At 77.2% G+C, this 14,178-nt stretch carries 1 protein-coding gene; it reads right to left on the bottom strand.

Going from position 1 to position 14,178, the window contains the following annotated elements:
- Positions 1 to 14 precede the first annotated feature (14 nt).
- The gene (locus GA0070622_RS19240) at positions 15 to 14,150 is read right to left on the bottom strand and encodes a type I polyketide synthase (RefSeq protein ID WP_091574853.1); all 14,136 of its coding nucleotides are present in this window, start codon (positions 14,148 to 14,150) and stop codon (positions 15 to 17) included.
- Positions 14,151 to 14,178 lie beyond the last annotated feature (28 nt).

A 14,178-nucleotide genomic window follows, 5' to 3' on the forward strand; every position in this document is an offset into this window, starting at 1 on the left:
CGGCACCGGTCACGTCAGGACACCCCCAGCTCGCGGTCGATGAAGTCGAAGACCTCGTCCGGGGTGGCGTCCTGGAGCTTGCCGGCGACACCGTCGCCGTCGGCCGGGGCGTCCACCTCGTTGAGCGAGGCCAGCAGCGTGCGCAGTCGTTCGGTGATCCGCAGCCGGGCGCCCCGGTCGGGCGCGGCGCCGGCCAGCGCGGCCTCCAGCCGTTCCAGCTCGCCGAAGACCGGCGTCGCGGCGGCCACTCCCCCGTCGACGACGGCGGCGCGGACGTACTCGGCGAGCAGCGCGGCGGTCGGGTAGTCGAACACGACGGTGGCGGGCAACCGTACTCCGGTGGCGGCGGTGAGCCGGTTGCGCAGCTCCACCGCGGTCAGCGAGTCGAAGCCGAGGTCCCGGAACGCCCGGTCCGGTTCGACGGCGGCGTCGGAGGCGTGTCCGAGCACCGCCGCGGCCTGCCCGCGGACCAGGTCCAGCACCGTCCGGCGCCGCTCGGCGTCGGTCTGCCCGGCGAGCAGCGCGGCGAGCGAGTCGGCGGTCGGGCCGCCCTCCTCGGCGCGCTCGGCGGCGGCGCGGCGCGCCTCGGGGATCCCGGTGAGCAGCGGGCTGGGCCGGACCGCGGTGAAGCCGGGCACGTAGCGGGCCCAGTCGACGCCGGCGATCAGGGTGACCGGCTCGCGGCCGGTGAGGCAGCCGGCGAGCGCGGTGAGGGCGAGGTCGGCGTCGAGCCGGGTGACGCCGCTGCGCCGGCGACGCTCGGCCACGGCGGGGTCGGCGTCGGCCATGCCGCCGGTGGCCCAGGGCCCCCAGGCGACGGAGGTGGCCGGCAGGCCCTGCCGGTGCCGCTGCTCGGCCAGCGCGTCCAGGTAGGCGTTGGCGGCGGCGTAGCTGCCCTGGCCGGCGGCGCCGAGCTGCCCGGGCAGCGCGGAGAAGAGCACGAACGCCCGCAGGTCCTTCTCGGCGGTCAGCTCGTGCAGGTGCAGCGCGCCGAGCGCCTTGGGCCGCAGCACGTCGGCGATCCGGTCGGCGGTGAGGCCGTCGAGCACCCCGTCGTCGAGGACGCCGGCGGCGTGCACCACAGTGGTCAGCGGCGCGTCGGCCGGCACGTCGTCGAGGAGCTTGGCCAGCGCGGCCCGGTCGGCCACGTCGCAGGCGGCGACGGTGACCCGGGCGCCCCGGTCGGTGAGGTCGCGGACCAGGTCGGCCGCGCCCGGCGCGTCGGCGCCGCGCCGGCTGACCAGCAGCAGGTGCGCCGCGCCCCGGTCGGCGAACCAGCGCGCGACCTGCCCGCCGAGCGCGCCGGTGCCGCCGGTGACGAGCGTGGTGCCGGGATGCCCGTCCGCCGGGTCGGCGCCACCGCCGGGCGCCCGGACGAGGCGGCGGACCAGCAGGGTGACGCCGTCGACGGCGAGTTGGTCCTCACCGTCCGGGCCGGACAGCGCGGCGCAGAGCAGGTCCCAGCCGTGGTCGTCGAGGGTGGCCGGCACATCGACCAGGCCGCCCCACCGCTGCGGGTGTTCCAGGGCGGCGACCCGGCCGAGGCCCCAGAGCAGCGCCTGCTCGGGCCGGCCGACGCCGCCGTCGCGGGTGGTGCCGGCGGCGCCCCGGGTGACGCACCACAGCGGCGCGGGCACGTCCAGGTCGCCGAGCGCCTGGAGCAGGGCCAGCGACCGGGCCAGGAACGGCGGCACCGGGGCGTCGGCCGGCGTGTCGGCGAGGGCGAGCAGGGACAGCACCCCGTCGACCGGGCCGGCGCCGGCGGCGGTGAGCCGGGCGGCGACGGCGGCGCGGTCGGTGGCGTCCTCGGGCAGCAGGACCAGCCGGGCGTCCGCGCCGCGCCTGGTCAGTTCGGCCACGGCCGTCTCCGCCTCGGCGATGCCGTCCGGGTCCGCCACGACCCACCAGGCGCCGGTGAGGAACGCGACCGGAACCCCGGCGTACGGCTGCCAGACGGCCCGGTAGCGCAGGTCGTCGAGGGTGGACCGGTCGCGTTGGCGGCGTCGCCAGTCGGCGAGCAGCGGCAGCGCGGCCCCGAGGCGGTCGAGGGACTCGGTGGCGTCCTGCGCGGTGAGGTCGGCCAGGGCGGCGAGGTCCTCGTTGTCGACGGCGGCCCAGAACGCGGCGTCGGCCCCGGTCGGGGCGTCGGCGGTGTCGACGGTGCGGGTGCGGGGCCAGTAGCGCTCCCGGTCGAACGCGTAGGTGGGCAGGTCGACGGTGGTCGTCTCGGGCAGCACGCGGGTGAGGTCGACGGGCAGGCCGACGGCGTGGGCGGTGGCCAGGTTGGTCAGCAGCCGGGTCGGGTCGTCGTCGCCTCGACGCAGCGTGGACAGCACGTGCCCGGTGGTGGCGGTGTCGTCGAGGATCGCGGTGACCGGCATCGCCAGCACCGGATGCGGACTGATCTCCACGAACGTGCTGTGCCCCGCGCCGACCGCGGTCCGCACCGCCGTGTCGAAACGGACGGTGCGGCGCAGGTTGTCGTACCAGTAGTCCGCCGTCATGCTCGCCGGGTCCACCCAGTCCCCGGTCAACGTCGACACCAGACGGATGTGACCGGGCTGCGGGGCGACGTCGGCCAGATCGGTGCGCAACCGCTGGGCGACCTCCTCCACGGCCGCCGAGTGCGAGGCGTAGTCCACCGGAATCAACCGCGCCCGCACCTCATCGGCCTGACAGGCCGCCACGAAATCGGCGACCGCCTGCGGCGGACCGGACACCACCACCGTCGACGGACCGTTCACCGCCGCGATTCCCACGCCGGAGAACCGTCCAGCGCCGTCGGTGTCACCCGGTGCCACCGCGTCGGGTCCGACAGCACCGTCTGTCGCGCGGTCGGCTTCCAGCCGCGCCGTCACCTCGTCGGCGGGCAGGTCGACCGACGCCATCGTGCCCGTGCCCCGTAGCGCGGCCAGCGCCCGGGACCGCAGCGCCACCGTCCGCGCCGCGTCCTCCAGAGACAGAATCCCGGCTACGCACGCCGCGCCGATCTCGCCCTGCGAGTGGCCGATCACCGCCTGCGGGCTCACACCGACGTGCCGCCAGACCGCGGCGAGGGCGACACCGACGGCCCAGAGCACGGGCTGCACCACCTCGACCCGGTCCAACCACGACTCGTCGTCCCCGGTCAGCACCGACGGCAGGTCGACGTCCAGGAACGGCGACAACGCCGCCTGGCAGTCCGCCAGCGTCGCGTCGAACACGGGCGTGCGGCCGACCAGACCGGCCGCCATCCGCGCCGACTGCGCACCCTGACCCGGGAACACGAACACCGGGCCGGCGCCGCGCCCCGCCACCGTGCCCGTCACCACGGCCGGCGACGGCGTGCCGGCGGCCAGCGCGTCCAACCCGGACAACAGGTCCTTGGCCGAGGACCCGACCACCGCGGCGCGGTGGTCGAACGCCGACCGGGTGGTCGCGAGGGACCAGGCGATCACCGCCGGGTCTGCCGAGGTGCCACGCAGGTGCCGGGCCAGCCGCCCGGCCTGCCGGGCCACCCCGTCGCGGGTCCGCGCCGACACCGGCCAGGCGAGCGCGCCGTCGAGCAGCCCGGACCGGGCGGTGTCCGCGCCGGCGGGCGGCCCCGGCCGGGCGGCATCGGCGGGCGTCTCGTCGGGGAGTTCGAGAATGACGTGCGCGTTGGTGCCGGAGATGCCGAACGACGAGACGGCGGCCCGGCGTGGTCCGGCGGCGGGCCAGGCCCGGTTCTCGGTGACCAGCTCGACCGCGCCGGCCGACCAGTCGATGTGCGGCGACGGCGCGTCCACGTGCAGGGTCGGCGGGACCACGCCGGCCCGCATGGCGAGGACCATCTTGATCACCCCAGCGACGCCGGCGGCGGCCTGGGTGTGGCCGATGTTCGACTTCACCGAACCGAGCAGCAGGGGTTCGACGTCGGCGCGGCCCTGCCCGTACGTGGCGATGAGCGCCTGCGCCTCGATCGGGTCGCCGAGGGTGGTGCCGGTGCCGTGCGCCTCCACCACGTCCACGTCGGCCGGGGACAGTCGCGCGGCGGCGAGGGCCGCCCGGATCACGCGTTGCTGCGACGGCCCGTTCGGTGCGGTGAGCCCGTTGGACGCGCCGTCCTGGTTGACCGCGCTGCCGCGCAGCACGGCGAGGATCGGGTGGCCGTTGCGCCGGGCGTCGGAGAGGCGCTCGACCAGCAGCATCCCGGCTCCCTCCCCCCAACCGGTGCCGTCGGCGGCGGCGGCGAACGCCTTGCACCGGCCGTCGGGGGCGAGGCCGCGCTGGCGGGAGAACTCGACGAACAGCCCGGGGGTGGCCATCACGGTCACGCCACCGGCCAGGGCCAGGTCGCACTCGCCGCGTTGCAGCGCCGCCGCCGCGAGGTGCAGCGCGACCAGGGACGACGAACACGCCGTGTCCACCGAGACCGCCGGTCCTTCCAACCCCAACACGTACGCCACCCGCCCCGAGACCACGCTCGCCGCGTTCCCGGTGCTCGCGAACCCTTCGACCTCGTCCGCGGACACCATCAACAGGGCCCCATAGTCCTGGCCGTTGGTGCCGACGAACACCCCTGTTCGTGAACCCCGCAAGCCACCCGGATCAACCCCTGCCCGCTCGATCGCCTCCCACGAGGTCTCCAGCAACAGGCGCTGCTGCGGGTCCATGGCGACGGCCTCGCGGGGTGAGATGCCGAAGAAACCGGCGTCGAAGTCGGCCACGTCGTAGAGGAACGCGCCGGTGCGGACGTAGGAGGTGCCGGCGGAGTAGGGGTCGGGGTCGTAGAGTCCGTCGAGGTCCCAGCCGCGGTCGCCGGGCAGGTCCGAGACCGCGTCGCGGCCGGCGTGCAGCAGCTGCCAGAACCGCTCCGGGTCGGTGACGCCGCCGGGGAACCGGCAGGACATGGCGACGATCGCGACCGGCTCGTCGTCGGCGAGCGGGGTCGGTCCGGCGGCCGGGCCGGTCTCGGCGACGCCGCCGAGTTCGGTGTGCAGGTGCCGGGCCAGCACGGTGGCGGTCGGGTAGTCGAAGACCAGCGTGACGGGCAGCCGCAGGCCGGTGGCGGTGGCGAGCCGGTTGCGCAGCTCGACCGCGGTGACCGAGTCGAAGCCGAGGTCGCGGAACGCGTGGTGCGGGTCGACGGCCTCGCCGCCGGCGTACTTGAGGACGGTGGCCGCCTGGTCGCGGACCAGGTCGAGCAGCGCCTCCCGGCGCTCGTCGGACGCCATCCGGGCGAACGCGCCGGCCGGCGCGGCCTCGGCCGTCTCGTCCGGCTCCCGGTCGGCGGCGAGCTGCCGCGCCTCGGGGATCTCGGCGATCAGCGGGGCCGGGCGGGTGGCGGTGAGCGCGACCCGGAACCGGTCCCAGGCGATGTTGGACACGGTCAGGTACGTCTCGTCGTGCGCGAGCGCCTGGTGCAGCGCGGCGATCGCGAGGCGGGGGTGCATCTCGGGCGCGCCGTGGCGGTGCAGCATCCGGCCGAACTCCCCGTCGGCCATTCCGCCGCCGCCCCAGGCGCCCCAGGCGATCGAGGTGGCCGGCAGGCCGAGGCCGCGCCGGTGCTCGGCGAGCGCGTTGAGGTAGGCGTTGCCGGGGGCGTAGTTGCCGACGCCGGAGCTGCCGACGGTGCCGGCCATCGCGGAGAACAGCACGAACGCGTCGAGGTCGTGGTCGCGGGTCAGCTCGTGCAGGTTGACCGCGGCGGTGACCTTGGCGCCGAGCGCGTGGTCGATCCGGTCGAGGGTGAGCGCGCCGATGACCGCGTCGTCGAGCACGGCGGCGGTGTGCACGACGGTGGTGAGCGGGTGTTCGGCGGGCAGTCCGGCGAGTACGGCGGCGAGCGCGTCCCGGTCGGCGGCGTCGCAGGCGGCCACGGTGACCCGGGCGCCCAGTGCGGTCAGCTCGGCCTCCAGCTCGTCGACGCCGTCGCCGTCGCGGCCGCGCCGGCTGAGCAGAACCAGGTGGTCGGCGCCGTGGGCGGCGAGCCAGCGGGCCACGTGCCCGCCCAGCGCGCCGGTGCCGCCGGTGACCAGCGCGGTGCCGGTGGGCCGCCAGTCGCGCGGGGCGGGGGTGTCGCCGAGCGGCGCGCGCAGCAGCCGTCGGCCGTACGCGCCGGTGGGGCGCAGCGCGACCTGGTCCTCCCCGTCGGCGCCGGCGAGGACCCGGGCCAGCCGGGTGGCGGTGCGGTCGTCGACGGTGTCGGGCAGGTCGACCAGGCCGCCCCAGCGGTCGGGGTGTTCCAGCGCGGCGATCCGGCCGAACCCCCAGGCGAGCTGCTGGGTGGGGTGCGGCAGCGGGTCGGTGGGTCCGGTGGAGACCGCGCCCCGGGTGAGCGTCCACAGCGGCGCGCGGATCCCGGCGTCGCCGAGGGCCTGGGTGAGGGTGACGGTGCCGGCGTAGCCGGCCGGCACGTGCCGGTGGGCGGGCAGCGGTGTCTCGTCCAGCGCGAGCAGGGAGACCACGGCGGCGGGTGGGGCGTCGGCGTGCCGGTCGCGCAGCCGGGCGGTGAGCGCGTCCCGGTCGGTGCGCTCGCCGGTCAGGGCGAGCGGGACGACGGTGGCGCCGTGCCGGCGCAACGCGTCCGCGACGACGTCCGCCGCGTCGACGCCGAGGTCGCCGGGGCCGGTGACCAGCCACCAGTCGCCGTCGAGTGTCGGCCGGTCGGCGGCGTCGGGGGCGACCGGCAGCCAGCCGTCGCGGTAGCGCCAGGAGTCGACGGTGGCCTGGTCGCGGTGGCGGCGTCGCCACGCGGCCAGCGCCGGCAGCAGCGCGGCGAGCGCGTCGGCGGGCACGTCGGCGGTGTCGGCCAGCTCGGCGCCGACCGCGGCCGGGTCCTCGGCCTCGACGGCGGCCCAGAACCGGGCGTCGACCTCGTCCGGCTCGACCGGGGCGGCGGCCACGGGGACGGCGGCCGGGCGCGGCCAGTAGGGCTGCCGCTGGAACGGGTAGGTGGGCAGGTCGAGGCGGCGGGCGGCGAGGCCGGCGAAGGCGGGCCGCCAGTCGACCGCGACCCCACCGGCGTACGCCTCGGCGAGCGCCCGGTGGAACCGGGCGAGGTCACCCTCGTCGCGGCGCAGCGTGCCGGTGACGGTGACCGCGGTCGGGTCGGCGGCGGCCGCCTCGACGCTCTCCTGCATCGCCATGGTGAGCACCGGGTGGGCGCTGACCTCGACGAAGGTCTGGTGGCCGGTGGCGGCCAGGTCGCGGATCGCCGCGTCGAAGCCGACAGTCTGTCGCAGGTTGCGGTACCAGTAGTCGGCGTCGAGGCCGGCGGTGTCCGTCCAGTCACCGGTCACGGTGGACCGGAACCGGATGTCGCCGGTGCGCGGGCGCAGGCCGGCGAGGAGGTCGCGTAGCCGCTCGCGCAGCGGTTCGACGTGCGCGGAGTGGGAGGCGTAGTCCACCGGCACGCGGCGTACCCGCACGTCGCGGCCCTGGTAGTGGGCGATCAGCTCGTCGAGGGCGGCGGCGTCGCCGGAGACCACCACCGAGGTCGGCCCGTTCACCGCGGCGAGCGCGACCCGCCCGTCCCACCGGCCGATCGTCTCGGTGGCCTCGTCGGCGGTGGTCGCGACCGACACCATGCCGCCGTCACCGGCGATCTCGGCGATGACCCGGCTGCGCAGCGCCACCACGGCGGCGGCGTCGTCCAGGCTGAGCCCGCCGGCCACGTACGCGGCGGCGATCTCGCCCTGCGAGTGACCGACCACCGCCGACGGGTGCACGCCGTAGGACCGCCACAGCGCGGCGAGGGACACGCCGACCGCGAACAGCGTCGGCTGCACCACGTCGACCCGCTCCAGCGACGGCGCGTCCGGCGCGCCCCGGATCACGTCGACCGGGGACCAGTCGAGGTGGGGGCGCAGCGCCTGCGCGCAGGCGGTGAACGTCTCGGCGAACACCGGGGCGGTGGCGAGCAGGTCGGCGGCCATGCCGGTCCACTGCGAACCCTGGCCGGGGAAGACGAAGACCACGTCGCCGCCCGTACCCGGGGGGCGGGTGACGGTGTGCGGCGCGGGACGGCCGGCGGCGAGCGCGTCCAGCGCGGCGGCCAGGTCGTCGCGGCCGGCGGCGAGCACGACCGCGCGGTGTTCGTGGGCGGTCCGGGTGGTCGCGAGCGACCAGGCCAGGTCGGGCAGCGCGGCGTCGGGCACGGCATCCAGGTGGGCACGCAGGTCGCGGGCCCGGGCGGCGAGCGCGGCGGTCCCGCGTCCGGACAGCGTCCAGGGCAGTTCCCCAGCGGGTACGGCGTCGCGCGGCGCGGGCTCCTCCGGCGGCGCCTGTTCCAGGACGGTGTGCACGTTGGTGCCGCTGATGCCGAACGAGGAGACGGCGGCGCGCCGGGGCCGGTCGCCGGCCGGCCAGGGCCGGGCCTCGGTGAGCAGCGCGACCGTGCCGGCGGACCAGTCGACGTGCGGGGTGGGCTCGTCCACGTGCAGGGTGGGCGGCAGCACGCCGGCCCGCATGGCGAGGACCATCTTGATCACGCCGGCGACGCCGGCGGCGGCCTGGGTGTGGCCGAGGTTCGACTTGACCGAGCCGAGCCACAGTGGCCGGTCGGTGTCGCGGTCCCGGCCGTAGGTGGCGATCAGCGCCTGCGCCTCGATCGGGTCGCCGAGCGTGGTGCCGGTGCCGTGCGCCTCGACCGCGTCGACCTGGTCGGGGGCGAGTCCGGCGTTGGCCAGGGCCTGCCGGATGACCCGCTGCTGGGCCGGCCCGTTGGGCGCGGTCAGCCCGTTGGACGCGCCGTCGGAGTTGACCGCGCTGCCCCGCACCACGGCGAGGACCGGGTTGCCGTCGCGGCGGGCGTCGGAGAGCCGTTGCAGCACCAGCAGGCCGACGCCCTCGCCCCAGCCGGTGCCGTCGGCGGCGCCGGCGAACGGCTTGCACCGGCCGTCGGCGGCCAGGCCGCGCTGCCGGGAGAAGCCGACGAAGATGCCGGGAGTGGCCATCACGGTGGCGCCGCCCGCGAGGGCCAGGTCGCACTCCCCCGCCTGCAACGCCTGGGCGGCCAGGTGCAACGCGACGAGCGACGCGGAGCAGGCGGTGTCGACGGTGACGGCCGGGCCGTGCAACCCGAAGGTGTACGCGAGCCGCCCGGAGATGACGCTGGCGGAGACGCCGGTGGCGAGGTAGTTCTCGTCGCCGTCGCCGGCGGCCAGCAGCAGCGAGCCGTAGTCCTGCCCGTTGGTGCCGACGTAGACGCCGGTGCGGCTGCCACGCAGCCCGGCCGGGTCGAGGCGGGCGCGTTCGAACGCCTCCCAGGCGGTCTCCAGCAGCAGCCGCTGCTGCGGGTCCATGGCCACCGCCTCGCGCGGGCTGATGCCGAAGAACGCCGGGTCGAACTCCCCGGCCCCGGTCAGGAAGCCGCCCTCGCACACGTAGCTGGTGCCGAGGTGCTCCGGGTCCGGGTGGTACAGCTCGGCGACGTTCCAGCCGCGCTCCTGCGGCATCGTCGACAGCGCGTCGGTGCCGCCGGCCACCAGCTCCCACAGCTGTTCGGGGGTGGCGACGCCGCCGGGGAAGCGGCAGCTCATCGCCACGATGGCCACCGGCTCGCGGTGCCGGTCGACGTCGGCGGCGACGACCGCGCCGCCGGTCGGGTCGGCGGTGAGGCCGTGCAGGTGGGCGGCGAGTTCGGCGACCGTGGGGTGGTCGAAGACGAGCGTGGCGGGCAGCGTCGCGCCGGTCTCGGCGGCGAGCCGGTTGCGCAGCTCGACCGCGGTGAGCGAGTCGAAGCCGAGGTCGCGGAACGTGCGGTCGGGCAGCGGCCGGCCGGCCGGGTGGCCGAGCACCAGCGCGACCTGGGCGCGGACCAGTTCGGTGAGCTGCGGCAGGGACCGGCCGACCACCACGGCCGGGGTCACCACGGCGGGTCCGGCCGGCACGCCGGGCAGCCCGGTGAGCAGCGGCGCGGGCCGGCCGCGGGTGGCGGCGAGGCGTCCCCAGTCGACGTCGGCGACGGTGAGCGCCGGTCCGGCGCCGACGACGCGGCCGAGCGCGGCGGCGGCCTGCTCGGCCGGGAGCGGGTGCACGCCGCCCCGGACCAGCCGGGCGGTGAGGTCGGCGCTGGCGGCGGCCATGCCCTCGGCGGCCCAGGCGCCCCAGGCGACCGCGGTGGCGGGCAGCCCGAGGTCGTGGCGCCAGGTGGCGAACGCGTCCACGAACGCGTTGGCCGCCGCGTAGTTGCCCTGCCCGGCGCTGCCGATCACGCCGGCGAGCGAGGAGAAGAGCACGAACGCGTCGAGGTCGCGGCCGGCGGTGGCGTCGTGCAGCGCCCGGGCGGCGCGGACCTTGGCGTCCAGCACCGCCTGTGTGCGGGGCAGGTCGAGGCCCTCGAGGATGCCGTCGTCGACGGCGCCGGCGGCGTGCACCACGGCGGTCAGCGCGGGCAGGTCGGCGACCAGCGCGGCGACCGCGGCGGAGTCGGTGACGTCGCAGCGGACCGCCCGCGCGCCGGGCAGCTCGGCGACCAGGTCGGCGACGCCGGGCGCGTCCGGGCCGCGCCGGGAGGCGAGCACGACGTCGGTCGCGCCGGCGTCGAGCAGCCAGCGACAGACCTGCCGCCCGAGCGCGCCGGTGCCGCCGGTGACCAGCACCGTGCCGGTGGGCCGCCAGCCGGGTCCGGCGGGCGGGGCGGCGGGCACGAGCCGCCGGCCGAAGGTGCCGTGCGCCCGGACGGCGACCTCGTCGTGGCCGCCGTCGGCGAGCACCGTGAGCAGCGCGTCGGCACTGGCCCGGTCCGGGGTGTCGCCGGCCGGCAGGTCGACCAGTCCGCCCCAGCGGTCGGGCTGTTCCAGCGCGACGACCCGGCCGAGTCCCCAGGCGGTGGCCGCGTACGGGTCGGTGAGCGGTTCCCCGCCGCCGACCGTGACCGCGCCCCGGGTCAGGCACCACAGCCGGCCCGACCGGCCGGTGTCGGCGAGCGCCTGGGTGAGCGTGAGCAGCAGCGCCGTCCCGGCCGGTACGGCGGGCGCGTCGGGTCGCGGCGCGTCCGGGGCGGGCAGGACGCAGAGCACCCCGCGCCAGCCCGGCTCGGGGTGGTCGCGCAGCAGGTCGGCCAGGGCGGCCCGGTCGGCGTCGGCGGGCACGGTGAGCAGGTCGACGTCGGCGCCGGCCCGGGCGAGCGGGGCGGCCCACGGTGCGGGGTCGTCGAGCGCGACGACCAGCCACCGGCCGGTCAGCGCCGGCGCCGGGGAGGGGTGGACCGGCTCCCAGACGACCCGGTAGGACCAGCCGTCCAGCGTGGCGTCGCGGTGCCGGGCCCGCCGCCAGGAGGAGAGCACCGGTACGGCCGGGGCGAGCGCGGCCACCGCCTCCGGGTCGTCCTGCACGGCCAGGTGGGACGCCACGGCGGGCAGGTCGCCGCGCTCCACGGCGGCCCAGAAGTCACCGTCGACGCCCTCGGTGGCCGTCGCGGGCGGGACGCCGCCGTCGCCGGCCCAGTAGCGGTGGCGGTGAAAGGCGTACGTGGGCAGGTCGGTGCGGCGGGCGCCGGCCCCGGTGAACCAGGTGGGCCAGGCGACCGGGTGGCCGTGGACGTGCAGGTCGGCCAGGGCGGCCAGCAGCGCCTCGGGTTCGGCGCGGTCGCCGCGTTGGACAGCGACGGCACGGACCGGTTCGTCGGGCAGGATGTCGGCGGTCAGCGGGGTGAGCACCGCGCGCGGCCCGATCTCCAGGAACGTGTCGACGCCGGCGGCGCGCAGCGCGCGGACCCCGTCGGCGTGGCGGACCGCCTCGCGGACGTGCCGCACCCAGTGCTCGGGGGTGCGGATCTCGTCCGGGTCGGCCAGGTCGCCGGTCAGGTTCGACACGACCGGCAGCGTCGGGGCGGCGAACGTCAGCCGGTCCAGGACGGCGCGGAAGCGGTCGAGCACCGGCGCCATGAGCGGGCTGTGGAAGGCGTGGCTGACGGTGAGCCGCCGGGTGCGCACGCCACGGTCCCGCCAGCGCCGTTCCGCAAGGTCGATCTCGTCGGCGGCGCCGGAGAGGACGACGGCGGCGGGGCCGTTGACGGCGGCGACGTCGATCGGCGCGTCCGGGTCGGTCAGGGTGGCGCGGACGTCGGCCTCGGTGGCGGCGACCGCGAGCATCGCGCCGCCGGCCGGCAGCGCCTGCATGAGCCGGCCGCGCGCGGCGACCAGCGCGGCGGCGTGTTCCAGCGACAGCACCCCGGCGACGTGGGCGGCGGTGACCTCGCCGATGGAGTGGCCGCCGACCAGGTCGGGGGTGACGCCGAACGACTCGACCAGCCGGAACAGCGCCACCTCGACCGCGAACAACCCGGCCTGGGTGAACGCGGTGCGGTCCAGCAGCGCGGCGTCGTCGGTGCCGTCGGCGGCGAACAGCACCTCCCTCAGCGGGCGCGGCAGCGCCCGGTCCAGGTGCCCGCACACCTCGTCCAGCGCGGCGGCGAACACCGGGAACGCCGCGTACAGCTCCCGACCCATGCCGGCGCGCTGCGCGCCCTGCCCGGAGAAGAGCACGGCGAGCTGGCCGCGCGGCGTACCGGTGCCGGTGACGACGGTGCCGGCCGGCTCGCCGGCGGCGAGCGCGCGCAGCCCGGCCACCAGGTCGTCGCGGCCGGCGGCGGCGAGCACGGCCCGGTGGTCGAGCACCGACCGGGACACCACCGAGGAGTACGCGACGTCGAGCGGCCGGACGTCGGGGTCGGCGTCGAGCCAGGCGGCCCAGCGCCCGGCCTGGGCGGCGAGGGCCTCCGGGGAGCGGGCGGAGAGCAGCACCGGGACGACCGGCCGGTCGACCGGCGCCGGCTCGTCCTCGGCGGGTTCCGGCTCCGGGGCCTGCTCCAGGATGGTGTGCGCGTTGGTGCCGGACACCCCGAACGAGGACACCGCCGCGCGGCGCGGACGGTCGACGGCCGGCCACGGCGTGGCCTCGGTGGCGAGCGCGACCGCCCCGGCGTCCCAGTCGATGTGCGGCGACGGCCGGTCCACGTGCAGCGTCGGCGGGACGACGCCGTGCCGCAGCGCCAGCACCATCTTGATCACGCCGGCGACGCCGGCGGCGGCCTGGGTGTGCCCGAGGTTCGACTTGACCGAGCCGAGCAGCACCGGCGGCGCGTCGCCCCGGTCCTGCCCGTACGTGGCCAGCAGTGCCTGCGCCTCGATCGGGTCGCCGAGCGTGGTGCCGGTGCCGTGCGCCTCCACCACGTCGACCTGTTCGGGGGTGAGCCGGGCGTTGGCGAGCGCCTGCCGGATCACCCGTACCTGGGAGGGGCCGTGCGGCGCGCTCAGCCCGTTGGACGCCCCGTCCTGGTTGACCGCGCTGCCCCGGATCACCGCGAGCACCGGATAGCCGTGCCGCTGGGCGTCGGAGAGGCGGGCCAGCAGCAGCATGCCGACGCCCTCGGACCAGCCGGTGCCGTCGGCGGCGGCGGCGAACGGCTTGCACCGGCCGTCGGCGGCGAGCCCGCGCTGGCGGCTGAACCCGACGAACACGGCCGGGGTGGGCATCACGGTGACGCCGCCGGCCAGGGCCAGTTCGCAGTCGGCGTTGCGTAGCGCCTGCACGGCCAGGTGGATCGCCACCGAGGAGGAGGAGCAGGCGGTGTCGATGGTGACCGCCGGCCCCTCCAGTCCCAGCGTGTAGGCGATCCGGCCGGAGACGATGCTGGTCGAGTTGCCGGTGAGCGAGTGCCCCTCGCCGTCCTGCCCGGCCTGGGCGAGGATCGCGTCGTAGCCGTGCGCGGCGGCGCCGACGAAGACGCCGGTGCGGCTGCCCCGCACGGCCGGCAGCGGCAGCCCGGCCCGTTCGAACGCCTCCCAGGTGGCCTCCAGCAGCAGCCGCTGCTGCGGGTCCATGGCGACGGCCTCGCGCGGGCTGATGCCGAACAGGTCGGCGTCGAAGTCGCCGGCGTCGTAGACGAAGCCGCCCTCGCGCACGTAGCTGGTGCCCGGGTGGTCGGGGTCGGGGTGGAAGAGCCGGTCGAGGTCCCAGCCCCGGTCGGCGGGGAACGGGCCGATCCCGTCGCCGCCGTCGCGGACGAGGTCCCACAGCTGCTCCGGCGACCCGACACCGCCGGGGTAGCGGCAGGTCATCGCCACGATGGCCACCGGCTCGGTGTCGCGCGCCTCCAGCGCCCGCAGCCGCCGCCGGGTGCGGCGCAGTTCCGAGGTCGTACGCTTCAGGTACTCGACGTACTTCTCGTCCTCGCTGTTCACCGTGGACCTACCTCACTCGGCGTGCCGA

Source organism: Micromonospora sediminicola, from assembly GCF_900089585.1.
GTDB classification, from domain to species: domain Bacteria; phylum Actinomycetota; class Actinomycetes; order Mycobacteriales; family Micromonosporaceae; genus Micromonospora; species Micromonospora sediminicola.